21 protein-coding genes, 1 pseudogene and 1 riboswitch are annotated in these 22,813 nt (G+C 74.1%); of the genes and pseudogenes, 13 read left to right on the top strand and 9 right to left on the bottom strand.

Going from position 1 to position 22,813, the window contains the following annotated elements; all coding sequences use genetic code 11:
* Positions 1–65: 65 nt before the first annotated feature.
* Positions 66–1,520, top strand: a complete 1,455-nt coding sequence (locus DQ239_RS09425) for an MFS transporter (protein WP_233489000.1) — start codon at positions 66–68, stop codon at positions 1,518–1,520.
* Complete coding sequence (locus tag DQ239_RS09420; protein ID WP_113834315.1) at positions 1,517–1,957, top strand: DUF2771 domain-containing protein; 441 nt, start codon at positions 1,517–1,519, stop codon at positions 1,955–1,957. Before DQ239_RS09425 ends, DQ239_RS09420 begins: the two co-directional genes overlap by 4 nt.
* A 263-nt stretch (positions 1,958–2,220) precedes the next feature.
* On the opposite strand, the pseudogene DQ239_RS20885 reads toward DQ239_RS09420, so the two are convergent.
* Positions 2,221–2,412 (bottom strand): annotated as a pseudogene (locus DQ239_RS20885) (cold-shock protein); the annotation flags it as partial.
* Between the two features lie 177 nt (positions 2,413–2,589).
* Here DQ239_RS20885 and DQ239_RS09410 point away from each other — a divergent pair.
* A complete protein-coding gene (locus DQ239_RS09410) occupies positions 2,590–2,910 on the top strand; it encodes a hypothetical protein (protein WP_113834156.1) in 321 nt (106 codons plus the stop codon).
* Positions 2,911–2,929: 19 nt separating this feature from the next.
* Here DQ239_RS09410 and DQ239_RS09405 read toward each other — a convergent pair whose 3' ends face one another.
* Positions 2,930–3,151: a hypothetical protein gene (locus tag DQ239_RS09405; protein WP_113834155.1), complete on the bottom strand. Its 222-nt coding sequence runs from the start codon at positions 3,149–3,151 to the stop codon at positions 2,930–2,932.
* Between the two features lie 72 nt (positions 3,152–3,223).
* Between DQ239_RS09405 and DQ239_RS21280 the strand changes: the two genes are divergently transcribed.
* From DQ239_RS21280 to DQ239_RS09385, 4 genes are all read left to right on the top strand, one after another.
* Complete coding sequence (locus tag DQ239_RS21280; RefSeq protein ID WP_113834314.1) at positions 3,224–5,485, top strand: helicase C-terminal domain-containing protein; 2,262 nt, start codon at positions 3,224–3,226, stop codon at positions 5,483–5,485.
* An 81-nt stretch (positions 5,486–5,566) separates the two neighbouring features.
* Entirely contained in the window at positions 5,567–6,853 is a 1,287-nt protein-coding gene (locus tag DQ239_RS09395; protein WP_113834154.1) for a class I SAM-dependent methyltransferase, read from the top strand.
* A 108-nt stretch (positions 6,854–6,961) separates the two neighbouring features.
* Positions 6,962–8,647: a DNA repair helicase XPB gene (locus DQ239_RS09390; RefSeq protein WP_113834153.1), complete on the top strand. Its 1,686-nt coding sequence runs from the start codon at positions 6,962–6,964 to the stop codon at positions 8,645–8,647.
* A 97-nt stretch (positions 8,648–8,744) separates the two neighbouring features.
* On the top strand, positions 8,745–9,149 hold the full coding sequence (locus DQ239_RS09385) for a nuclear transport factor 2 family protein (protein ID WP_113834152.1): 405 nt from the start codon (positions 8,745–8,747) through the stop codon (positions 9,147–9,149).
* Positions 9,150–9,185: 36 nt separating this feature from the next.
* Here DQ239_RS09385 and DQ239_RS09380 read toward each other — a convergent pair whose 3' ends face one another.
* Entirely contained in the window at positions 9,186–11,351 is a 2,166-nt protein-coding gene (locus tag DQ239_RS09380; protein WP_233488999.1) for an HNH endonuclease signature motif containing protein, read from the bottom strand.
* Between the two features lie 274 nt (positions 11,352–11,625).
* Between DQ239_RS09380 and DQ239_RS09375 the strand changes: the two genes are divergently transcribed.
* Together DQ239_RS09375 and DQ239_RS09370 are read left to right on the top strand one after the other, a co-directional pair.
* Positions 11,626–13,386, top strand: coding sequence for a DEAD/DEAH box helicase family protein (locus DQ239_RS09375; RefSeq protein ID WP_233488998.1), 1,761 nt, complete (start codon positions 11,626–11,628; stop codon positions 13,384–13,386).
* 202 nt (positions 13,387–13,588) lie between these two features.
* On the top strand, positions 13,589–13,834 hold the full coding sequence (locus DQ239_RS09370; RefSeq protein ID WP_113834149.1) for a DUF6458 family protein: 246 nt from the start codon (positions 13,589–13,591) through the stop codon (positions 13,832–13,834).
* Between the two features lie 253 nt (positions 13,835–14,087).
* Here the strand turns inward: DQ239_RS09370 and DQ239_RS09365 are convergent, their stop codons facing one another.
* Positions 14,088–14,810 (bottom strand): phospholipid scramblase-related protein, encoded by a 723-nt coding sequence (locus tag DQ239_RS09365; RefSeq protein WP_113834148.1) that lies wholly within the window; start codon positions 14,808–14,810, stop codon positions 14,088–14,090.
* Between the two features lie 44 nt (positions 14,811–14,854).
* Here DQ239_RS09365 and DQ239_RS09360 point away from each other — a divergent pair, with 44 nt between their 5' ends.
* Complete coding sequence (locus DQ239_RS09360; protein ID WP_113834147.1) at positions 14,855–15,532, top strand: metal-dependent phosphohydrolase; 678 nt, start codon at positions 14,855–14,857, stop codon at positions 15,530–15,532.
* On the opposite strand, the gene DQ239_RS09355 is transcribed toward DQ239_RS09360, so the two are convergent.
* The gene (locus tag DQ239_RS09355) at positions 15,456–15,749 is read right to left on the bottom strand and encodes a DUF4031 domain-containing protein (protein ID WP_113834146.1); all 294 of its coding nucleotides are present in this window, start codon (positions 15,747–15,749) and stop codon (positions 15,456–15,458) included. The genes DQ239_RS09360 and DQ239_RS09355 overlap by 77 nt on opposite strands.
* Before the next feature lie 44 nt (positions 15,750–15,793).
* Between DQ239_RS09355 and DQ239_RS09350 the strand changes: the two genes are divergently transcribed.
* Both DQ239_RS09350 and DQ239_RS09345 read left to right on the top strand, forming a co-directional pair.
* The gene (locus DQ239_RS09350; protein WP_113834145.1) at positions 15,794–16,786 is read left to right on the top strand and encodes a Gfo/Idh/MocA family oxidoreductase; all 993 of its coding nucleotides are present in this window, start codon (positions 15,794–15,796) and stop codon (positions 16,784–16,786) included.
* A gap of 100 nt (positions 16,787–16,886) precedes the next feature.
* Positions 16,887–17,645 carry a hypothetical protein gene (locus tag DQ239_RS09345; protein ID WP_113834144.1) on the top strand — a complete coding sequence of 253 codons (759 nt, stop codon included), beginning with the start codon at positions 16,887–16,889 and terminating at the stop codon, positions 17,643–17,645.
* A 45-nt stretch (positions 17,646–17,690) separates the two neighbouring features.
* Here the strand turns inward: DQ239_RS09345 and DQ239_RS09340 are convergent, their stop codons facing one another.
* Positions 17,691–18,470, bottom strand: coding sequence for a DUF72 domain-containing protein (locus DQ239_RS09340; protein ID WP_113834143.1), 780 nt, complete (start codon positions 18,468–18,470; stop codon positions 17,691–17,693).
* A gap of 142 nt (positions 18,471–18,612) precedes the next feature.
* On the opposite strand from DQ239_RS09340, the gene DQ239_RS20875 reads away from it, so the two are divergent.
* Positions 18,613–18,873: a VOC family protein gene (locus DQ239_RS20875; RefSeq protein WP_255411212.1), complete on the top strand. Its 261-nt coding sequence runs from the start codon at positions 18,613–18,615 to the stop codon at positions 18,871–18,873.
* A gap of 162 nt (positions 18,874–19,035) precedes the next feature.
* Here DQ239_RS20875 and groL read toward each other — a convergent pair whose 3' ends face one another.
* The 3 genes from groL to thrC form a co-directional block, all read right to left on the bottom strand.
* Positions 19,036–20,664: a chaperonin GroEL gene (gene groL, locus DQ239_RS09330; protein WP_113834142.1), complete on the bottom strand. Its 1,629-nt coding sequence runs from the start codon at positions 20,662–20,664 to the stop codon at positions 19,036–19,038.
* Positions 20,665–20,936: 272 nt separating this feature from the next.
* A complete protein-coding gene (locus tag DQ239_RS09325) occupies positions 20,937–21,137 on the bottom strand; it encodes a cold-shock protein (protein ID WP_113834141.1) in 201 nt (66 codons plus the stop codon).
* A gap of 199 nt (positions 21,138–21,336) precedes the next feature.
* Complete coding sequence (thrC, locus tag DQ239_RS09320; protein WP_199582817.1) at positions 21,337–22,638, bottom strand: threonine synthase; 1,302 nt, start codon at positions 22,636–22,638, stop codon at positions 21,337–21,339.
* 12 nt (positions 22,639–22,650) lie between these two features.
* Positions 22,651–22,779, bottom strand: a riboswitch (SAM riboswitch).
* Between the last annotated feature and the right edge of the window lie 34 nt (positions 22,780–22,813).

Below are 22,813 nucleotides of genomic sequence, written 5' to 3'. Positions count from 1 at the left end.
GCGGGAGCCGGACCCTCCGCGAGGGAACGGGCCGTCGGACCGGCCGGGTGCGGCACCATGGAGCGGTGCCTGCCTTCCGTCGTCCGGTGCCACCGCCGCCGGACCGCGCGGACACCACGCCACTGCAGCGACCGCAGACGACGCCGATGCCCGCAGCGGACTCCGGATCGACCCGCGTCACCGTCACCCGGGTCGCGCTCGCCCGCAGCCGGGAGCTGTCCCGCGCCGCCGCCCGGCGCGTCCAGGCGGCCAGCCGGGCCGACGGCGCGGACGACAGCGGCCTGAGCCGGCTGCTGTGGGTGAACGCCCTGCACATGGCCGGGGACGCGCTCATCGCCGTCTCGCTGGCCGGCACGCTGTTCTTCGCCGCCACCACGGACGCCCAGCGCGGCAACGTGGCGCTCTACCTGCTGGTCACCATGGCGCCGTTCGCGGTGCTGGCCCCGGTCATCGGGCCGCTGCTGGACCGGCTGCAGCGCGGCCGGCGGTGGGCGCTGGCGGCCAGCTCGTTCGGCCGCGCGGCGCTCGCGCTGTTCATGGCGGCGCACTTCGACGACCTGCTGCTCTATCCCGCCGCGCTGGGTGTCCTGGTGCTGTCGAAGGCGCACAACGTGCTGCGCGCCGCCGTCGTCCCCCGCGTCCTGCCCCCGACGCTGTCCCTGACCTCGGCCAACGCCCGGCTGTCGGTCTTCGGGCTGGCGACCTCCGGGGTGGCCGGTGCCCTCGGCGCGGCCGTGGCCTGGGCGCTGGGCTTCACCCCCGAGCTGTGGCTGACCGCCGCCGTCTTCACCGCCGCCGGGGTGCTGGCGGCCCGGCTCCCCCGCCACGTCGACGTCCCGACCGGCGAGCAGCCCGCGGACGTGCTGAGCACCGCGGAGATCCCCGTCGCCGGGCGGCGCCGGCGCCGGGTGAGCCCGCACGTCGTCCTGGCCCTGCGGGCGACGGCGGCGCTGCGCGGGCTCACCGGCTTCCTCACCATCTTCCTGGCGTTCCTGGCCCAGGCGGAGTTCGCCGACGGGTGGTCCGCGACGCTCGCCCTGGGCGCCGTCGCCGTGGCCGCCGGTGCGGGCAGCTTCCTCGGCACGGCCGCGGGCTCGCGGCTGGGCTCGGCGGCCCCCGACCGGGTCGTGCTGATCGCGGCAGGGACCGCGACGGCGGTGACCGTGCTGGCGGCGGTCTTCTACGGGTTCGGCATGGCCGTGCTCGTCGCCGGGGTCGCCGGCATCACCAACGCCCTCGGCAAGGTCGCGCTGGACGCGATCATCCAGCGCGAGGTGCCCGAGGAGCTGCGCGCGTCGGCCTTCGCCCGCTCCGAGACGGTGCTGCAGCTCGCCTGGGTCGCCGGTGGCGCGCTGGCGATCGTGCTGCCGACGACCGGCTGGATCGGCTTCACCGTGGCCGCGGCCCTGCTCGTGCTCGCCGTCGGCCTGGTGGTCTGGAGCCTGGTCGGCGGCCGCCCCTCCCCGGCGCCGGTCTCCCCCGACGCCCCGACGACCCCGGTGGGACCGCAGTGGACATGAGACGGACGACGGCGACCGGCGCGCTGGTGCTGCTGCTGAGCGGCTGCGCGAGCGGCGACGACGGCCCCGGCGAGGTGCGGGTGCAGGCCGGCGCCCAGGACGTCACCGCCCAGGCCGTCCAGGGGTGCGACGACGGCGAGGAGGTCCGCTACGACAGCACCCCGCCGATCGTCGAGGTGTCCCCGGACACCGACATCACCCTCACCGTGCCGGAGTCGGTGGCCGAGCGCGGCTGGGGCGTGCAGGTCTTCGACGAGGCGCTCGAGGAGAAGCTCGGCACCGTCGACGTCCCCGAGGGCGAGGAACGATTCGCCGACATCAACTCCTCCGACGTCGTCCCCCCTGCCTTCTACCTCCTCGTGGTGGAGGACAAGGGGGGCGACTGCGGGGTGTGGTCCCGGGCGTGGCCGGTCGGCTTCATCCGCGCCGGCGGTTAGCAGAAGGACCCCCTCCCCCTCAGCCCTCGCACGCTCGGGCCGAGCCTCTGGAGGGGGCCTCAGGCTTCCAAATCGGCGGCGACGGCGCGCAGCACGGAACCGATCTTGCGGGACTCGGCGCGGTCGGGGTGCCGGCCGTGGCGCAACCCCTCGCCGACGTCATCGAGCAGCTTGATCAGGTCCTCGATGATCGGGATCAGCTCGTCGGGCTTCTTGCGGCTCTTCGCCGCGACGGTTGCCGCCACCGAGGGCAGCGGGTCGAGGACGCGCACCTGCAGCGCCTGGTCGCCGCGCTTGCCGGCGACGATGCCGAACTCCACGCGCTGCCCGGGCTTGAGCTCCGAGGTGCCGGAAGGGAGGGCGTCCTTGTGCACGAAGACGTCCGGTCCGTCCTCGCGCGCGAGGAAGCCGAACCCCTTCTCAGGGTTGAACCACTTCACTTTCCCGGTGGGCACGTCGGATCCTCGGTTCCTCGCTGGCAGGGCTTGCGTGGTTCCAGGCTAGTGCCGGTCAGCCCCCGGCGAGGCCGGGGACGACGTCGAGCCGCCCGAGCAGGTGCAGGAACACCGCCGCGATGGGCTGACCTGCGGACACGGGTCGCGCCGCGGGGGCCGCCGGTAGATCATGTCGCCATGGCCCGCACCGGATCGACGCGCATCTTCGCCCTGCTCGCCACCGTCGTCCGCGTCGTCGCGTCGGTGATCGGCGCGCTGATCATCGCCCACGCGGTGTTCGTGTTCTTCGAGGCGAACCCGACCAACCCGCTGGTGGAGTTCACCGCGGGCATCCGGGACAGCTTCGGCTGGTTCACCAAGGACCTGTTCCAGCCGGATGACGCCAAGATCGGCGAGACGATCAACGACGCGCTGGCCGCCCTCATCTGGGTGATCGCCGGCAACCTGCTCTCGAAGCTGATCGTCCGGCTGGCACCCACCTCCAGCGCGAAGGCCTGAGGCGGGCGCCAGCCCCGGGTCAGCGGTTCTCGGGGAGCTGCACGCCGGCGCGGTTCGGCTTGTCCGTCGGGTGCGCGTAGCGGACGAGCTCGACCGGCATCGGGAAGCCGTGGTCCTGCCCGAACGGGGACAGCCCCCCGGCCACGGACGCCGAGAGCTCGGTCAGCGGCGGGCCGCCGTCCTCGGACTCGCCCCAGGTGGGCTCGACCAGGTGGGCGTTCTTGGTGGTGCGCTTCGACATGGGCCCATCTTCCCCGACGCCCCGACGGATCCGCACGGCGCCGCTCCATCGGGCCGTCGTAACGTGGTCCGGATGCCCACCGCCCCTCCGCCGACGCTCGCCGCCTGGCTGCGCACGCGCGACGACGCCCAGCTCGGCGCCCTGCTGGCCGCGCGCCCCGACGTCGCCCGTCCGGCGCCGTCCGACGTCGTCGCGCTCGCGTCGCGGCTGGCGGTGCCGGTGTCGGTGGACCGCGCGCTCGACGAGCTCGACGCCGGCACCCTCCAGGCGCTCGACGTCGTGCTGCTCGCCCCCGGCGACGGCATGGCGCCCGAGGACGTCGTGGCCGCGCTCCCCGACGTGCCCGAGGACGTGGTGGCGTCGGCGCTGGAGACCCTGACCGACCGCGCGCTGCTCTGGGGCGACGACGTGCTGCGGGCCCCGGACCCGGTGCGCCGCGCGGTGCGGTACCCCGCGGGGCTGGGCCGCCGGGCGGTGGACCTGCGGGTGCAGCTGCCGGCCGATCTGCCGGCGGCGCTGGGCGCGCTGTCCGACGAGGAGCGCGGCGTGCTCGAGCGGCTGGCCGGTGACCGTCCGGTCGGCCATCTGCCGGAGAGCGGCGGCGGAGCCGACTCGCCCGCCCGCCGGCTGCTGCAGCGGGGGCTGCTGGCGCGCATCGACGCGCTCAACGTCGAGCTGCCCCGCGAGATCGGGCTGCACCTGCGGGGCGACCGCCCCTACGGCCCGCCACGGGTGCGCCCCGAGCCCGAGCTGATCTCCCGCGACCCCACGGCCGTGGACCGGCAGGCCGCCGGTGCCGCGCTGGAGTCGGTCGGCCGGATCGGCGAGCTGCTGGCCCTGCTGGAGGACGAGCCGGCCGGGCTGCTGCGCAGCGGCGGCGTGGCGGTGCGCGACCAGAAGCGGCTGGCGCGCGAGCTGCACGTGCCCGAGCCCGAGGCGGCCTGGCTGCTGGAGCTGGCGTTCGCCGCCGGGCTGCTGGACGTGGGCGGACCGCACCGCGACGAGTGGCTGCCCACCCGCTCCTACGACGGCTGGCGGGAGCAGGACCTCGCCGACCGGTGGGCGGTGCTGGCCGCGGGGTGGCTCGCGGGCATCCGGCTGCCGGCGCTGGTCGGCCAGCGGGACGTGGCGGGCAAGGCGGCCAACGCGCTCTCCCCCGACCTGGTGCGGCACACCGCCCCGGCGATCCGCCGCTCGGCGCTGACCGCGCTGGCCTCCTACCCCGCGGGCTCGGGTCTCGCCCCCGACGACCTGGTGGCGCTGCTGCGGTGGCGCACGCCCCGGCGCGCCGACCGGCTCGCCCCGGTGCCCGGCATGCTGGCCGAGGCGGCGCGGCTCGGCGTCCTGGTCGGGGGCGTGCTGTCCTCGGGCGGGCGCGGCCTGCTGACCGGCGGCGAGGACGGCGCGGCGGCCGGCATGAGCGGCCTGCTGCCGGAACCGGTGGACCACGTGCTCGCCCAGCCCGACCTGTCGCTGATCGCGCCGGGCCCGCTCGTGGCCGAACTGGCCGACACCCTCGCCGTCGTCGCGGACGTGGAGTCCTCCGGCGGCGCGACGGTCTTCCGGGTCACCGAGTCCAGCGTCCGCCGGGCCCTGGACGCGGGCTGGTCGGCCTCGGACCTGCACGACTTCTTCGCCCGCGCCTCGCGCACGCCGGTGCCGCAGGCGCTGGACTACCTGGTGGACGACGTCGCCCGCCAGCACGGCCGGCTGCGCGTGGGGGCCATCGAGAGCTACGTGCGCTCCGACGACCACGGGCTGCTCGCCCAGGTGCTCAGCGACCGGCGGACGGCGGCGGCCGAACTGCGCCGACTGGCCCCCGGGGTGCTGGTGAGCGGGCTGGGTGCCGACGAGGTGCTGACCGTGCTGCGCGACGCGGGGTACGCCCCCGCCGGGGAGAACCCGGGCGGCGCCGTCCTCACCCGCCCGCCGGGCCGGCCGCGGGCCGCCGGACGCCGGCCGACCGGCACCGAGGGCCCGGCCGCCCCGCGGCCCCTGACCGAGGACGAGGTCGCGGCCACCGTGCGCGAGATCCGGGCCGGTGATGCCGCGGTCGCGGCCCGCCGGGGCGAGGCGGTGCGGCAGGTTCCGGGGGTCACGACGGCGTCGACGCTGGAGCTGCTCTCCCGTGCCGTGCGCGAGGGGACGCCGGTATGGCTCGGCTACGTCGACGCGCAGGGCAGCGGCAGCCAGCGGGTCGTGCAGCCGGTGTCACTGGTCGGCGGCTTCCTGCAGGGGTTCGACGAGCGGCGCGGCGAGAGCCGGACGTTCGCCGTCCACCGGATCACGTCGGTGGCGCTCGTCGAGGACGACGACGCGCCGGTCGCCGGCTGACCGCGGGCCAGGACTTTTCCGCTTCCCTCCCTCGGCAGCCTGCGCAAGGATCTTGCTCCTCCCGGGTGACGAGGAGCGGGCATGGCAGGACGACGGACCGTGGCGGACCGGCTGGCGGAGGCGTTCGGCGCCGTCCTGGGCACCGACCGGATCCCGTTGCGCCTGCGCGGGTGGGACGGCTCGGTGGCCGGGCCCCCCGGTGCTCCGGTGGTCGCGGTGCGCTCGCGCCGCGCACTCCGGCGGCTGGCCTGGTCGCCCGGGCAGCTGGGCCTGGGGCGCGCCTACGTCGCCGGCGAGATCGACATCGAGGACGACGTCTTCGACACCTTCGCCGCACTCCGCTCCGCGGGCCGGCTGGCCGAGAAGGGGCGGGTGGTGCCGCCCACAGCGCGCGACCGGCTCGGGCTCGCGGCCACGGCGCTGCGGCTGGGCGCGATCGGCCCAGAGCCGGAGCCGCCGGCGGAGGAGGCCGACCTGGGCCGCTCCGGCCGCCGGCACTCGCGCCGGCGCGACGCCGCGGCGATCGCGCACCACTACGACGTGGGCAACGACTTCTACGAGCTGGTCCTGGGCCCGTCGATGGTCTACTCCTGCGCGGTCTGGGAGTCCCCGGCCACCGGGCTGGACGTGGCGCAGGAGGCGAAGCTCGACCTGGTCTGCCGGAAGCTGGGGCTGACCGAGGGCGACCGGCTGCTCGACGTGGGGTGCGGCTGGGGCAGCCTGGCCATCCACGCCGCCCGCCGGTACGGCTCAGGCGTCGTCGGCATCACGCTGTCGGAGGAGCAGGCGCAACGGGCCCGCAAGCGGGTGGCCGAGGCGGGGCTGACCGACCGGATCGACATCCGGGTGCAGGACTACCGGGAGGTCGACGACGGCCCCTTCGACGCGATCAGCTCGATCGGGATGTCCGAGCACGTCGGGCGCGCCGAGATGCCGGCGTACGCCCGGCGGCTGCACGACCTGCTGCGGCCGGGCGGGCGGCTGCTCAACCACGCCATCGCCTGGAACGCCGGCACCGCGACGTGGAACCCCGACACGTTCATCGCCCGGTATGTCTTCCCCGACGGGGAGCTGCTGGGGCTCGGCGAGACCGTGGCCCTGCTCGAGGACGGCGGCGCGCTCGAGGTGCTGGACGTCGAGGCGCTGCGCCGGCACTACGCGCTGACCCTGCGCGCCTGGGTGCGCCGGCTCGAGGAGCACTGGGACGCGGCGGTGGCCGCCTCGAGCCCGGGCCGCGCGCGGGTGTGGCGGCTGTACATGGCGGCGTGCGCGCTGGCGTTCGAGTCCGGCGAGATGGGCGTGAACCAGGTGCTGCTCCGGCGTCCCGGCGGCGAGCAGCCACCGCTGCGCCGCGACGCGTGGGTGTGAGCCGGAGCCCCGTCCGGGCCGGAAGGACCTGCCCTCCGACGGCGTTAGCCTGGACAGTCCGGCGCGCACGGCTGCGCCGAAAGCCCCCCGAACGAAGGACGCTGACGCGTGTCTGACGGCCCCCTGATCGTCCAGTCCGACAAGACGCTGCTGCTCGAGGTCGACCACCCGCTGGCCAAGGAGTGCCGGGCCGCCATCGCGCCGTTCGCCGAGCTGGAGCGCTCCCCCGAGCACGTGCACACCTACCGGGTCACCCCGCTCGCGCTGTGGAACGCGCGCGCCGCGGGGCACGACGCCGAGCAGGTCGTCGACGCGCTGGTGCGCTACTCGCGCTACCCGGTGCCGCACGCGCTGCTGGTCGACGTCGCGGACACCATGGACCGCTTCGGCCGGCTGACCCTGGCGAACAACCCGGTGCACGGCCTGGTGCTCACCTCCTCGGACCGGGCGGTGCTCGAGGAGGTCATCCGCTCGAAGAAGGTCGCCCCCATGCTGGGGGCGCGGATCGACTCCGACACCGTGGTCGTGCACGCCGCCGAGCGCGGACGGCTCAAGCAGGCGCTGCTGAAGATCGGCTGGCCGGCCGAGGACCTCGCGGGCTACGTCGACGGCACCGCGCACCCGATCGACCTCGACCAGGCCGGCTGGCACCTGCGCGACTACCAGCAGGAGGCCGTCGACGGGTTCTGGGCCGGCGGCTCGGGAGTCGTCGTCCTCCCCTGCGGGGCGGGCAAGACGCTGGTCGGCGCGGCCGCGATGGCCGAGGCCAAGGCGACCACGCTGATCCTGGTCACCAACACCGTCGCCGGGCGGCAGTGGAAGCGGGAGCTGATCGCCCGCACCACGCTGACCGAGGACGAGATCGGCGAGTACTCGGGCGAGCGCAAGGAGATCCGCCCGGTCACGATCGCGACCTACCAGGTGATCACCACCCGCCGGAAGGGGGAGTACATCCACCTGGACCTGTTCGACGCGCAGGACTGGGGCCTGATCGTCTACGACGAGGTGCACCTGCTGCCGGCGCCGATCTTCCGGCTGACGGCCGACCTGCAGTCCCGCCGGCGGCTGGGGCTGACCGCGACGCTGGTGCGCGAGGACGGTCGCGAGGACGACGTCTTCTCGCTGATCGGCCCGAAGCGCTACGACGCCCCGTGGCGCGACATCGAGGCGCAGGGCTACATCGCGCCGGCCGAGTGCATCGAGGTGCGCGTCTCGCTCGACGACGAGGAGCGGATGACCTACGCCGTCGCCGAGCCCGAGGAGCGGTACCGGATCGCGGCGACCGCGCAGTCGAAGCTGCCGGTGATCCGCCGGGTGCTGGAGCGGCACCCCGAGGAGCAGAAGCTGGTCATCGGGGCCTACCTGGACCAGCTGGAGGAGCTCGGGACCGCACTCGACGCCCCGGTGATCCAGGGGTCGACGACGAACAAGGAGCGGGAGAAGCTCTTCGACGCCTTCCGGGCGGGCGAGATCCGGACGCTGGTCGTCTCCAAGGTCGCGAACTTCTCCATCGACCTGCCCGAGGCCGCGGTCGCCGTGCAGGTGTCGGGCACGTTCGGATCGCGGCAGGAGGAGGCGCAGCGGCTGGGCCGGGTGCTGCGGCCCAAGGCCGACGGCCGGCAGGCGCACTTCTACACGGTGGTCAGCCGGGACACCCTGGACAGCGAGTACGCCGCGCACCGGCAGCGGTTCCTCGCCGAGCAGGGCTACGCGTACACGATCGTCGACGCGGCGGACCTGGCCGGCCCGGGCGAGGTCAACGGCCCCGACTGGGTGGACGAGTCGGCCGATTAGAGAAGGACCCCCTGCCACCGCTCGCTCGCTCGCGTCGGGACCCTGCAGAGGGCCGTAGGTTGCTGCCCACCACTGGCACATCGGAAGGGCAGGACCCATGGACGAGATCCAGCAGCTGGTCGCCGAGAACGAGATCCGCAACCTGGTCGCGCGCTACGCGCAGTACACCGATGACACGCGGCTCGAGGAGTGGACCGCACTGTTCGTCGAGGACGCCCGGATGAAGGCCCAGGGGCGGCCGCTCGAGGGGCGTCCGGCGCTGACCGAGTGGATCACGGGCGTGACCTCGACCATGAAGCTCCGGCACATCATGGGCGGAGTGACCGTGAGCCTCGACTCGGCGACCGAGGCGCACGGTGCGGCCGACATGATCCTGCTCGCCGCCGTCGAGGGTTCGTGGGTGCTGGTCGGCGCCCCGCGTTACGTGGACCGGTACGTGAAGACCGACGGCGGCTGGCGCTTCGCCGAGCGGATCCTCGAGGACCGTCCCGCCGCCGTCTGACCGGCCTCCCCCACCGCCGTGACCGACCACTGACGGTCAGAACGGCGGTGGGGTGCTGTCCGCCCGCAGTCCGGACGGCGTGGTCACCGTGAGCGTTCCGTCGGCCCCGAGCTCGTGCCGCCAGCCGGGCGCCTGGTGCTTTCCCCGGTGGTGCCGCGTGCAGTAGCCGACGAGGTTGCCGGCGCTGGTCGGACCACCCGGCCAGGGGTGGTTGTGGTCGAGCTCCCCTCCGCGCAACACGGGTCGCCGGCAGCCCGGTTGCCGGCACCGTCTGTCCCGCGCGCGGACGAACCGGTCGAGCGCAGCACCCGGCCGATAACCCGCGGTCGCCGGCGGCGGGCCCAGCCCGGGCCGGCCGTCCAGGTCGTGCGCGCACCCGCGTGGCCGACTCCGGCAGGCGGGCCGTGCGCAAGTCGCTGTGCGACGGAGTTCGGCGCTGTCGGTCAACGACAGGAGCGCGCCGTCGAGCGCGTCCACGACCGCGATGCGGGGGCGGTCGGCGAGGGAGCCGCCCGCCGTCGAGTCGAGCAGCCGGGCCAGCACAGCGCGCTGCTCCGCTCCGGCCGCGGCGAGCGCTGCGACGGTGTCCGTCGCAGCCGACACCCGGCCCGCCGGGGAAGAGCGCCAGGCCTCCTCGTCGGCTGCGTCGGCGCGCTCGGCACGACCGACCGCGACGGCAGCCCGACGGACGGCGCGGGCGAAGTCGAGCTGCGCCTGCCCCGCGGCCAGTACGGCGTCGTCCGCGGCGGCACGCGTCGAACGCACGGTCGAGCCGATCGGTCCTGCCGAGCGGGGTGCATACCGGCCGGCATGGTGCGTCGGCGCGTACTCGCGGATCACGGAGCGGCGATCCGGCGGCCGCGCGGGTCGAGCACCCCACTGCTCGTCCCGGGCGCGTTGCTCGACCTCTCGCCACCACTCCTCCAGCGCACGCTCCACCGCCGACGGCTCGCAGGGCCCGAGGAGCGCGTCGTCGACCCGGCCGCGGAGCCGGCTCGGGCCGCGGGGCTGACCGGGCGCGGAGCCAGGATCCGTCGGGTCACCGTCCTCCCCCGGCTCACCGACGGCATCCGCAGCCGCCTGGACGATCTCGCCCTCCGCGCCCTCGTCCTCCGCAGCACCCTCGTCCTCCGCGGCGCCCTCGTCCTCCGCGGCGCTCCCGTGCTCGTCGGCGGCGGCCTCGTCCTCTGCGGCAGCCTCGTGCTCTGAAGCGCCCCCGTGCTGGTCGGCGGCGACCCCATCCGCCGCGGCGGCCTCGTCGTCGGAGGGGATGGCGTCAGCGTGGTCCGTGTCCGGCAGCAGACCGAGAGCCCGCGCCAGCGCGCGCACCGTCTCCGCGGGGACGACCTGGCCGTCGACCTCACCGGGCGCGTCTCCACCGAGCAACGTCGAGATCGCTGCGACCACCGTGAGGTGCGCCCGGACCGGAGCCAGGCCGTTCTCACCGGGCCGCAGCACCAGGTCGAGCAGGCAGTCGGCCATCTTCTGACCCCGGGTGCGCGTGTCACCGGGTTCGTCCAGGGCGTCGGCGTAGCGGCCGAGGGCGTCGATCAGCGCAGCCGCCTCGGGCGCGGTGAGCAGCGCGATCGCCTGCGCCATGCCGTCCTGCTGGTCGGGCCGGGCGAAGACGCCCCTCCGCCGCACCGCCTCGGCCAGCCTCCGGGCGGTGTCGCGGGCGTCGACCAGCAGACCGAGTCGCCGCGCCTTGTCCGTCAGCTGCGGTGGCGTCGTCACCCGACCGGCCATCCAGTCGAGCAGCTTCGCCTCGACCTCGGCGCGCTTCGCGTCGTCCGCGATGGGAGCGACCCGCTCCAGCATCGGGTACAGGTGGCCCGGGTGCAGCGCGCCGGACTCCAGCGCCGCCAGCGTGCGCGGCAGCCGGTTCACGAGGGTGAGCGACCGCTCGAGGAGCGTCTCCGCGGCCTGCTCGCTGATCTCGAGCGCGACCACCAGCTCCGGCGCCGTCCACTCGCTGACGTCCGCGAGCACCGCGGGGCGCGCTGCCCGCCGGTCCGCGCTCATGGCCCCGGGTTCTCCGGCCGGACGGTCGGCAGATGCGGGCCGCGTCGCGGCGAAGGCGGCGACCGCACGTGCCCGCAGCGCGGTCTGGCGGGCGATCTCCCGATCGGCAGCCTGGACGGCCCCGAGCGCGCCCGGGGCCCAGCCCGCCGTGGGCTCGCGCACCGTGCCGCCGTCCGCCATGTCTTCGATCATATGTTCGACCACCGACATTTTCGGCAGTCCGCGGGGCGGCTGAGAACGCCGGGACCCACGGGGCGTGACGTAGCCGTCCCTCACAGGATGGGAATCACCACAGGACTCGCCGGCGGAATCGCATCGTCGCAGGTCAAACGGCTGCCGCGCGGCCCTATACGATGGCCGGGGCGGGGCGCGCGGCAGGCCCCGGGTTGGGCGTGTTGCCCCTCCGGCAGCCAAGATGGACCCCGACATGGGGAGCGCAGCACGAGCGGAGGCCTTGAGCCCGCAGACGACCAGCCGACCGCTCCGGGCCTGGCAGCAGACCGCCCTCGCGCAGTACGAGGAGGCCTCCCCGAAGGACTTCCTCGTCACCGCGACGCCCGGCGCCGGCAAGACCACCTTCGCCCTGACGCTCGCCTCGCGGCTGCTCGCCCGGCGCGAGGTCGCCCGCGTCGTCGTCGTCTGCCCGACCGACCACCTGCGCCTGCAGTGGGCCGACGCCGCCGACGCGATGGGCATCGTGCTGGACCCGGGCCTGACCAACGCCGTCGGCCCGGTCCGCGCCGGCACGCAGGGCTACGTGACCACCTATGCGCAGGTCGCCGGCAAGCCGATGCTCCACGCCGCCCGCTGCACCTCGGTCAAGACGCTGGTGATCCTCGACGAGGTGCACCACGCCGGCGACGGCCTCTCGTGGGGCGAGGCGGCCGAGGAGGCGTTCGGCATGGCCGCCCGCCGGCTCTGCCTGACCGGGACGCCGTTCCGCACCAAGCCCGACGAGCGCATCCCCTTCGTCCGCTACGAGGAGGACACCTTCGAGGGCGATGCCGGCGAGCGGGGTGTCGGGCTGGTCAGCCGCGCGGACTACACGTACGGCTACAAGGAGGCGCTGGCCGACAACGTCGTCCGCCCGGTGGTCTTCGCCGCCTACACCGGCACCTCGCGCTGGCGGAACTCCGCCGGCGAGGTCGTCGCCGCCTCGCTGTCCGAGGCCGGCACCCGCTCGGTCGAGATGCAGGCCTGGCGCACCGCCCTGGACCCCAAGGGTCAGTGGGTGCCGCACGTCATCGCCGCCATGGACGACCGGATCACGCACCTACGCGAGAGCGGCATGCCCGACGCCGCCGGACTGATCCTCGCCAGCGACCAGGACGACGCCCGCGCCTACGCCAAGATCGTCCGCCGGGTGACCGGCAAGGCGCCGGAGCTGATCCTCTCCGACGACCCCAAGGCGTCGAAGAAGATCGAGCGCTTCGCCACCGGCTCGGCACGCATCGCCGTCTGCGTGCGGATGATCTCCGAGGGCGTCGACGTCCCCCGCGCCGCCGTCCTGGCCTGGATGACCTCCTACCGGACGCCGCTGTTCTTCGCCCAGGCGGTCGGCCGCGTCGTGCGCTCCCGCTCCCCGCACGAGTCGGCGACGGTCTTCCTCCCCGCGGTGCGCCCGCTGCTGTCGCTGGCCGCCTCGATGGAGGAGCAGCGCAATCACGTCATGCCGCCGCCGCGCACCCAGCCCGACGAGGAGCTCGAGGCGCTGGACCTGCCGCCGCGGGAGCCGCGCGAGGGCGAGATGAAGCAGTGGGAGGCGCTGGAGGCGGACGCCCGCTTCGCGCACGTGCTGCACAGCGGGACGGCGCACACCGGCGAGGGCTCCGGCCCGGCCGTGGTGGTCGGCGAGGAAGAGGAGGAGTTCCTCGGCATCCCCGGGCTGCTCACCCCCGCGCAGACCGCCGCGCTGCTCGCCAAGCGGGACGACGAGCTGCGGATGCGGATCGCGGCCAGCCACCGGGCGGACGCCGAGGACTTCATGCTCGTCGAGGACCACCCCGACGAGGACGACGCCGGCCGCTCGTGGCGGGACGCCGCGGAGCTGCGCCGGGAGATCAACAAGCTGGTCAACCGCGTGGCCGCGCGCACCTCGCAGCCCCAGGCCGTCGTGCACACCCAACTGCGCCAGGCGGTGCCCGGACCGCCGTCGGCGTCGGCGTCGGTGGACGTCCTGCGCGCTCGCCGGGAGCGCCTCCGCACGATGCTCTGAGCCGTCTCTCGACCAGCTCGAGTCGACGTCCGCGGCTCCCCGGAAGACCGAGCCGGAACCGTCGGGGGCCCCCTCGGACCCACCCGTTCGGAGGAGACCGGCGGCGACCCCGGTTACGGGGACCGGTCCGGCGGGCACCTGCCCGGCCCGCGGCACCCGCCGCCGGCGCGGGCCTGCCCGCGCGGTGAGAAGGGAGTACGACATGAGGCTCGGAACCGGCATCGTCCTGCTCGCGCTCGGCGCGATCCTGACCTTCGCCCTGACCGTCGACGTCAGCGGTGTCGACCTGCAGGTGGTCGGCTGGATCCTGATGGTCGTGGGTGCCCTGGGCATCGTCCTGGAGCTCGCGGTCTGGGCCCCGCGCCAGCGCCGGGTCACCCGCACCACGGAGGGCTACGCCGACCCGGGCGCTCCGGTCCGCCGCAGCACCACCGAGGAGACCTACTGAGCGACCCCGCACATGCGTCGGGCCCCCGTCCAGCGGACGGGGGCCCGACGTGCGCATGAGGTCCGGACCGGATGACGGCCGCCTCGCGGCGAGATGCACAACACGGCTCCAGGCCCCCGGCCAAGGCCGGGGCGGTAGTCCGTGAAGGCGTAACCAAATGGCACCCGGGGGCACGTGGCACCCGGCCCGGACGATCTCCAGGGTACCCGCCGGGGCCCCGACCATGCCCCGCCGCGGAGAACCGCGCGAGCTCCTAGTTGACGCCGCGGTCGTCCTGTTTGAGCGCGGTGTCGACGGTCAGCGCCGACGCGATCACGAGGCTGGCCAGCGGCTCCGGCAGCCGCGCGTGCACCCGCACGACGTAGCGGTCGGCCGTGGTGAACAGGGTGCGGGCCAGGCCCTCCCACGTCTTCGTGATCCGGGCGACCTCGGTGCCGGCCGCGTCGGTGATCGCGAAGTCCCAGGCCCGCCAGTTCTCGGCCTGGATGGCACCGACCGGCTGCCCGCCGGCCACCAGGTCGAAGCGGATCCGCCCGAAGACGGTGGCCTGCACGATTTCGCCGACCGGGCTGCCGTCCGGCCGCCCAACCCGCACGCGTGACTTCACCAGCTTCGCCGGCCGGGTCAGCACGAGCACCGGCCCGCGGGAGTCGCGCACCTCGAGCGTGTGGGTGAGGAACTGGTCGAGCTGGCTGAACAGCCGCACCGCCTTGGTGACGGCGGTCTGCCCCACCTGGACGACGGCGCCGATCTGCCGCCCCTCGCCGTCGAGGACCGCGTACTCGTTGGTGAGCTCGATGAGCTTCGTCTTCTGGTTCACCAGCAGGACCGGCTGCTCGTAGAGGGACGGCCCGGAGGCCGCCAGCGGGGCGGGCTGCTGGACGTGCTCGGTCCATGCCCCGCCGTCCCACCAGCGGGCGCCCGGGGTGCCGGCGGGGTCGGGGTACCAGCCCGCGGGGGGCGGCGGCTGCGTCACGGCCGCACCGTATCCGAACCGGCTCCCCGTGCCAGACTCGCCGCGTGAGCGAGCTGGTCGGCTTCGAGGCGTGGGCGGCGCTGGCCGGCGACTCCCCCACCTCGCGCACCGAGTGGGCCGCCGTCGTCCGCGCCTGGAGCGAGCCGCACCGCCGGTACCACGACCTCGCCCACCTGGCGGCGGTCCTCGGCATCGTCTCCCGGCTCGCCGACGACGCCACCGACCCCGACGCGGTGCGGCTGGCCGCCTGGTACCACGACGTCGTCTACGACCCGCAGCGCTCCGACAACGAGGCCGTCAGCGCCGGACGCGCCACGGCGGGGTTGCGCGGGCTGGTCCCGGACGAGCGGGTGGCCGAGGTCGAGCGGCTCGTCCTGCTCACCGCCGGCCACGACGTCGATCCCGGCGACGCGAACGGTGCCGTGCTGTGCGACGCCGACCTCGCCGTCCTCGCCTCCCCGCCGGAGGCCTACGCGGCGTACGCGTCGGCGGTGCGCCTGGAGTACGGGCACGTCCCCGACGACCGGTTCACCGCCGGCCGCATCGCGGTGCTGGAGCAGCTGCTGGCGCTGCCGCGGCTCTACGGGCTGCCCGTGGTGGCGGAGGCCTGGGAGTCGCGGGCGCGGGCGAACATGACCGCCGAGCTCACCCTGCTGCGTTCGCGGGCGGCGTCGGCCGGCGGGGCTTTCGGGCGCGCAGCCCCGCCGCCAGCAGCCGGCTGAGCAGCTCCCGCGCGCCCACCGGCTGCGCCCCGGCGGCGACGGCGACGTCGTAGAGGTCCTCCGGGACGTCGTAGTGGTCGCCCTGGAACGCCCGCCGCGGGATGCCCAGCTCGGCCTCGACGAAGGCGTGCAGCTCGTCGTAGGAGACGTCGCTGACCAGGTGCGACCACCTCCGGCCCCGCCACGGCCACACCGGGGTGTCGATCAGCACCGTCACGGTGGCAGTCTGCCCCGCCTCGGCCCGCGGCTACCGTCGCACGCGTGAGTGCAGAGATCCGCTGGGGAATCGTCGGGCCGGGACGCATCGCCGAGAGCGTGCTCCCGGACTTCGCGCACGTGCCGCACGCCCGCCCGGTGGCCGTGGCGTCCCGGTCGCAGGAGCGCGCCGACGCCTTCGCCGCCCGGCACGGCCTGGAGCGCGCCCACGGTTCCTACGACGCCATCCTGGCCGACCCGGACGTCGACGTCCTCTACGTCGCGACGCCGCACCCCCAGCACCACGCCCTCGCGCTGGCCGCCCTGCGCGCCGGCAAGGCGCTGCTCGTGGAGAAGGCGTTCACGGCGACGACGGCGGGCGCGGCCGAGGTCGTCGACCTCGCGCGCGCGACCGGCGTCTTCACGATGGAGGCGATGTGGACCCGCTTCCAGCCGGCGGTCGTGGCCCTGCGCGAGCTCGTCGCCGACGGCGCCATCGGCGAGGTGCGCTCGGTGCAGGCCGACCTGGGGGTCTCGCGCGAGTACGACCCGGCGGACCGGCTCTTCGCGCTGGAGCTCGGCGGCGGGGCGCTCCTCGACCTCGGCGTCTACGTCGTCTCCTTCGCCCAGATGCTGCTGGGGACGCCGCAGCGCGTCGTCGCCACCGGCTCGCTGTTCCCGACCGGCGTGGACGCCGAGGCGGGGATCCTGCTCGGTTACGACGACGGGCGGGCCGCCACGCTCCTCACCTCGCTGCGCAACGCCCTGCCGGGGCAGGCCCGGGTCTTCGGGACGGCAGGCTGGATCGACGTCCTGCCGCGGTTCCACCACCCGGACACGATCGTTCTGCACCGCGCCGGCGCCGAGCCCGAGACGATCACCCGGCCGCAGACCGGCGCCGGCTACGCGCACGAGCTGATCGAGGTCACCGAGTGCCTGCGCGCCGGGCGCCGCGAGAGCACGGTCATGCCGCTGGCCGACACCCTCGCCGTCCAGGACGTCCTGGGCCGGGCCGCCGAGCAGCTGGGGGTGCGGCACGCGGAGGCCGTCGTCCTCTGACCGGGTGACAGATGCCCCGGCCGGCTCCAGTCGGGGCCGGTGGGTGCCGATACCCCTGTGACGGGCCGCACCGGCGGCCCCGGCAGGAGGGACCGGTTCCATGGCACTGCTCGAAGGCCTGGCCGCTGTCGTCGCGAAGGTCGCCGGCGCGGGTACCGCCGCGCAGGTCGCGGCCGGACTCGGCATCGCGACCGCCGGGGTCACCGGGGCCGGTGCAGCCGGCGCCCTGCCGGAGCCCGTCCAGGACGTCGTCGCCAGCAGCGTCGAGACGCTGTCCCCGTTCGATCTGCCCGACTCCCACGACCCGTCCTCCGACGACTCCTCCACCGACGACTCGACCGAGACCGACGACTCGGGCGTCGACGGGCCCGGGGACGACGGCAGCAGCGACGACAGCAGCGAGGACGGCAGCGACGAGGACGGCAGCGACGACTCCGACCTCGACGCGCCCGGGGACGACGACGCCGACGACACCCCTGGCGAGCACGCCGAGGACGGCACCGACGACTCCGGCCACCACGGCCTGGAGAACGCGCGCGAGCACGCGGACGAGCACGCACAGGAGTCGCTGCGGGAAGCGCAGGAGCGCCACGCGGCCCACGAGGCGGACAAGGCTGCCCGTGACGCCGCCCGCGACGCCGAGAAGGCGGCCCGCGACGCCGACAAGGCCGCGCGCGACGCGGCCCGGGAGGCCGAGAAGGCCGCCCGTGACGCAGCCCGGGAGGCGGAGAAGGCCGCCCGGGACGCCGAGAAGGCGGCGCGGGATGCCGACGAGGACGCCCGCGACCACGACGAGGACGAGGCCGAGGACGAGCACCGCGCCGAGGACTCCGAGCAGCGCGACCGCGACGACGACTGATCCCACGTCGGCCGGCTGACCCGGCCGGCTCCGGATCCGGTCCGATCAGACGGTCCAGGCCGGCCCGGTCGCCTGGTCGGCGGTGGGCACGCGGGTCGTCGTCCCCCCGGCCCGGCGGACGGCGTCGGCGAACCGGACCGCGTCGATGACGGCGTTGCACCCCGGGTCGTTGTTGAAGTACACGAGGACGTTGGCGTCGCCGTAGGTGGACACGACGCGCTCGGCCCACAGCTCCAGGGTCTCGGCGCGGTAGCCCCATCCCTCGACGCCGTGGTGGAAGCGCAGGTAGCCCCAGTCGGTGGTGCGCCACAGCGGTGCCACCGGCTGCTCGTCGCGGTCGGCCCAGCACAGCGCCGCCCCGTAGCGCTCCAGCAGCGCGCGGATCTCGTCGGTCCACCACGACTCGTGCCGCGGCTCGACGGCGACCCGCGTACCGGCCGGGAACTGGGCCAGGCAGGCGCGGAGCAGCTCGGCGTCGGCCCTGAGCGTGGGCGGTAGCTGCAGCAGGATCGTGTCGAGCTTGGCGCTCAGCCCGACGGCCCGGCCCATCAGCCGCGCGACGGGCTCCTCCGGCTCCCGGAGGCGCTTGATGTGGGTCAGGAAGCGGCTGGCCTTGACCGCCCAGCGGAAGTCCGGCGGGGTGCGGTCGCGCCACGCCTGGAACGTCTCCAGCTCGGGCAACCGGTAGAAAGCGTTGTTGCTCTCGACGGTGGCGAAGTGCTGGACGTAGTGCTCGAGCCACAGCCGCTGCGGCAGCTTCGGCGGGTAGAAGGCGCCGCGCCAGTCGCGGTACTGCCACCCCGACGTCCCGATGATCACGGCCACGGGAGGCCGCCTACCCTGCACGCCCATGGCTGACGCACCCGCCCGCTTCAAGGACCTCTGCCTCGACGCCGACGACCACCACGCGCTCGCCGATTGAGGAAACACCCCCTGCCCCCGCCACTCGCACGCTCGTGGCGGGACCCTGCAGGGGGCCGAGCCGCGCCCGCACGACTGGCCGATCCCGATCGTCGATCCGGCCGGCGAGGGGCCGTTGATCTGGATCGTCCCGGTGCCCGAGCGGAAGACGGTCAAGAACCGCATGCACTTCGACGTCGTCGGCGAGACGTGGCCGTTGATCGCCGCGGGCGCCCGGATGTTGCGGGAGCAGGACGACGAGATCGAGTGGAGCGTCCTCGCCGACCCCGAGGGCAACGAGTTCTGCGTCTTCGCCCCGGAGGACTGAGGCCGACGGCCGGGCACCAACTGCGGGAAAGATGGCCCTCCTCGCGCCGTCCGGAGCCCTCGTTCCCCGCAGATGGCGGCCAGCAGGCAGCCCCACGAACGCCGACAGGGGCGGCCCGCCGTAGCGGACCGCCCCTGCCGAGGTATTACGAGGTGGCTGGACTCAGAAGTCCATGCCGCCCATGCCGCCGTCGGCGCCGGGCATGGCCGGAGCGTTCTTCTCCGGCTTGTCGGCGATGACGGCCTCGGTGGTGAGGAAGAGCGCCGCGATGGAGGCGGCGTTCTGCAGCGCCGAGCGGGTCACCTTGGCGGGGTCGATGATCCCGGCCTGGATGAGGTCCACGTACTCGCCGCTGGCGGCGTTGAGGCCCCAGCCGGTGTCGGAGTTGCGCACCTTCTCCGCGACGACGCCACCCTCGAGGCCGGCGTTGACGGCGATCTGCTTCAGCGGGGCCTCGAGCGCGACGCGCACGATGCTGGCACCGGTCGCCTCGTCGCCCGTGAGCTCCAGCTTGTCAAACGCGACGGCCGTGGCCTGCGCGAGGGCGACGCCACCACCGGCGACGATGCCCTCCTCGACGGCGGCCTTGGCGTTGCGCACCGCGTCCTCGATGCGGTGCTTGCGCTCCTTGAGCTCGACCTCGGTCGCGGCGCCGGCCTTGATCACCGCAACACCGCCGGCCAGCTTGGCCAGGCGCTCCTGCAGCTTCTCGCGGTCGTAGTCGCTGTCCGACTTGTCGATCTCGGCGCGGATCTGGTTGACCCGGCCCTGGATCTGGTCGGCGTCACCGGCACCCTCGACGATCGTCGTCTCGTCCTTGGTGACGACGACCTTGCGGGCGCGGCCGAGCAGCTCGAGGTCGGCGTTGTCGAGCTTGAGGCCGACCTCCTCGCTGATGACCTGGCCACCGGTGAGGATGGCGATGTCGGTCAGCATGGCCTTGCGGCGGTCACCGAAGCCCGGGGCCTTGACGGCGACGGACTTGAAGGTGCCGCGGATCTTGTTCACGACCAGGGTCGCGAGGGCCTCGCCCTCGACGTCCTCGGAGATGATGGCCAGCGGCTTGCCCGACTGCATGACCTTCTCCAGCAGCGGGAGCAGGTCCTTGACGGTGCTGATCTTCGAGTTGACGACAAGCACGTACGGGTCGTCGAGGACGGCCTCCATGCGCTCGGTGTCGGTGACGAAGTAGGGCGAGATGTAGCCCTTGTCGAAGCGCATGCCCTCGGTGAGCTCGAGCTCGAGGCCGAAGGTGTTGCTCTCCTCGACGGTGATGACGCCTTCCTTGCCGACCTTGTCCATCGCCTCGGCGATGAGCTCGCCGATGGCCGAGTCAGCGGCGGAGATCGACGCGGTGGCGGCGATCTGCTCCTTGGTCTCGACGTCCTTGGCGGTCGAGAGGAGGTACTCGCTGACCGACGCGGTGGCGGCCTCGATGCCCTTCTTCAGGGCCATCGGGTTGGCGCCGGCGGCGACGTTGCGCAGCCCCTCGCGGACGAGAGCCTGGGCGAGCACGGTGGCGGTGGTGGTGCCGTCACCCGCGACGTCGTCGGTCTTCTTGGCGACCTCCTTGACGAGCTCGGCCCCGATCTTCTCCCAGGGGTCCTCGAGCTCGATCTCCTTGGCGATGCTCACACCATCGTTGGTGATGGTGGGCGCACCCCACTTCTTCTCAAGAACGACGTTCCGGCCACGGGGGCCGAGGGTCACCTTGACGGCGTCGGCGAGGGTGTTCATCCCTCGCTCGAGGCCGCGGCGCGCCTCTTCGTCGAACGCGATCATCTTGGCCATGTGGTGATGTCCTCCGAGCATGGATCGCTGCACGGCCGGGTGGTGCCCGCGACGGACGACACCGGTGGCCGTGGGCGCTCCGTCGGCCCACGAACCGGTGCCTCACCGTTCCGACCTGATTGGCACTCAGGAGCCCCGAGTGCCAGAAACGAGTCTGGCACTCGACCCCTGCGAGTGCAAGAACGGGGTCCCGGTCCCGGCTGTTCCCGGGCCCGGACGCACCGAGGCCCGGCCCCCGCACGGGGGGCCGGGCCTCGGGAGCGCGGTGGTGCTCAGGCGACGCGGACGCCGTCGGCCTGCGGACCCTTCGCCCCCTGGACGACCTCGAACTCCACCCGCTGCCCCTCGTCGAGGGACTTGTAGCCGTCCATCTGGATGGCCGAGTAGTGGACGAAGACGTCCTGACCCCCGTCGACGGCGATGAAGCCGAAGCCCTTCTCGGCGTTGAACCACTTCACGGTGCCCTGTGCCACGTGTGCTCCCACGGTCGTGCGTGCGGTCGCCCCACCCGTGTGGTGGGACGAGGCCTCTCTTCCGCCCGCGAACACGAACGAGGAGAAAAGAACCGCGCGGAACCTACAACAGAGTGACCTCTAGCACACTCTTATGGCGCACGACGCGTTCCCGGATCCAGCGAATCGTCGTCACACGTTCCGGTGACGACCGCGGCGGTCAGCCGATCAGGCCGGCCTCGCGGGAGGACGCCAGCGAGGGCTGCACGCGGTGCGTCGGGCCGACGACCGGCTCCAGCGGGTCGAGGGTCTTGAGGCCCTCACCGGTGTTGAGGACGACGGTCTCCTTGGCGGGGTCCAGCCGCCCGTCCTCCACCAGCCGCCGGAGGACGGCGACGGTGACGCCACCCGCGGTCTCGGCGAAGACGCCCGTGGTGCGGGCCAGGTCGCGGATGCCCTGCACGATCTCGGCGTCGCCCACGCGACCCACGGCCCCGCCGGTGCGGCGGATGGCGTCGAGCGCGTACGGGCCGTCGGCGGGGTTGCCGATGTTCAGCGACTTGGCGATGCCCGTGGGCTTCACCGGCTTGACGACGTCCCACCCGTTGTCGAAGGCCGTGGCGATGGGGTCGCACCCGGCCGACTGCGCACCGAAGATCGTCCACTCGGAGGCCTCGACGATGCCCGCGGCGGTGAGCTCGCGGAACGCCTTGTCCACCTTGGTGAGCAGCGAGCCCGACGCCATCGGGATGACGACCTGGGCCGGGATGCGCCAGCCGAGTTGCTCGGCGAGCTCGTAGCCCATGGTCTTGGAGCCCTCGGCGTAGTAGGGCCGCACGTTCTGGTTGACGAAGGCGGTGTCCTCGAACTCGTCGGTCTCGGCGAGCTCGCTGGTCAGCCGGTTGACGTCGTCGTAGGAGCCGTCCACGGCGACCAGCGTCTGGCCGTAGACCGCGGACTGCACGACCTTGCCGGGCTCGAGGTCAGAGGGGATGAACACGAAGGAGGGCAGCCCCACGCGGGCGGCGTGCGCGGCGACCGAGTTGGCCAGGTTGCCCGTCGAGGCGGCGGCGATCTTCGTGTAGCCGAGGCCCTTGGCGGCGGTGGCGGCGAGGCTCACGACGCGGTCCTTGAACGAGTGCGTCGGGTTCGCCGAGTCGTCCTTGACCCACAGCCCGCCGGTGAGGCCGAGCTCCTCGGCGAGGCGGTCGGCCCGCACCAGCGGAGTCATGCCCGGGTCGAGCGAGACGCGGGAGGCGGGGTCCTGCCCCACCGGCAGCAGCGCGACGTAGCGCCAGATGTTCTGCGGACCGGCCTCGATCTGCTCGCGGGTGACGGCCTTCATCAGCTCGGGGTCGTAGTCGACCTCCAGCGGGCCGAAGCACTCGGCGCAGGCGTGCTCGGCGATGAGGCCGAAGGTGGCGCCGCAGTTGCGGCAGATCAGCCCGCGCGCCGGACACGGCGGCACGGGGCCGCCGGCGGACGAGTCGGCCTGGAGAGAGCCCGGAGCGGTCAGTGTCATGCGACGACTACCTCCTCATCTTTCCCGCGTCGGGCCGTCGAGCCGCGCGGGACGGAATTGGCACCTCCCGCTGCGCAGGCGCGCAGTCGGCGGTTGCCGGGGCTTCATCGGGCCGTGTCCCTCTGCCCCTCTGGATGAGTGAACCTCCGCACTGTACCCACCCGCCGGCGTGGGG

The sequence above is a fragment of the Blastococcus sp. TF02-09 genome, from assembly GCF_003319105.1.
Classification (GTDB): Bacteria; Actinomycetota; Actinomycetes; order Mycobacteriales; family Geodermatophilaceae; genus Blastococcus.
This window is presented reverse-complemented; position numbering and strand designations above follow the sequence as displayed.

Excerpts from the sequence above, each read along its gene's own strand:
- DQ239_RS09420 (WP_113834315.1), top strand. The coding sequence starts at position 1,517 with ATGAGACGGACGACGGCGACCGGCGCGCTGGTGCTGCTGCTGAGCGGC.
- DQ239_RS09410 (WP_113834156.1), top strand. The coding sequence starts at position 2,590 with ATGGCCCGCACCGGATCGACGCGCATCTTCGCCCTGCTCGCCACCGTC.
- DQ239_RS09405 (WP_113834155.1), bottom strand. The coding sequence starts at position 3,151 with ATGTCGAAGCGCACCACCAAGAACGCCCACCTGGTCGAGCCCACCTGG.
- DQ239_RS21280 (WP_113834314.1), top strand. The coding sequence starts at position 3,224 with ATGCCCACCGCCCCTCCGCCGACGCTCGCCGCCTGGCTGCGCACGCGC.
- DQ239_RS09395 (WP_113834154.1), top strand. The coding sequence starts at position 5,567 with ATGGCAGGACGACGGACCGTGGCGGACCGGCTGGCGGAGGCGTTCGGC.
- DQ239_RS09385 (WP_113834152.1), top strand. The coding sequence starts at position 8,745 with ATGGACGAGATCCAGCAGCTGGTCGCCGAGAACGAGATCCGCAACCTG.
- DQ239_RS09380 (WP_233488999.1), bottom strand. The coding sequence starts at position 11,351 with ATGGCGGACGGCGGCACGGTGCGCGAGCCCACGGCGGGCTGGGCCCCG.
- DQ239_RS09370 (WP_113834149.1), top strand. The coding sequence starts at position 13,589 with ATGAGGCTCGGAACCGGCATCGTCCTGCTCGCGCTCGGCGCGATCCTG.
- DQ239_RS09345 (WP_113834144.1), top strand. The coding sequence starts at position 16,887 with ATGGCACTGCTCGAAGGCCTGGCCGCTGTCGTCGCGAAGGTCGCCGGC.
- groL (WP_113834142.1), bottom strand. The coding sequence starts at position 20,664 with ATGGCCAAGATGATCGCGTTCGACGAAGAGGCGCGCCGCGGCCTCGAG.
- thrC (WP_199582817.1), bottom strand. The coding sequence starts at position 22,638 with ATGACACTGACCGCTCCGGGCTCTCTCCAGGCCGACTCGTCCGCCGGC.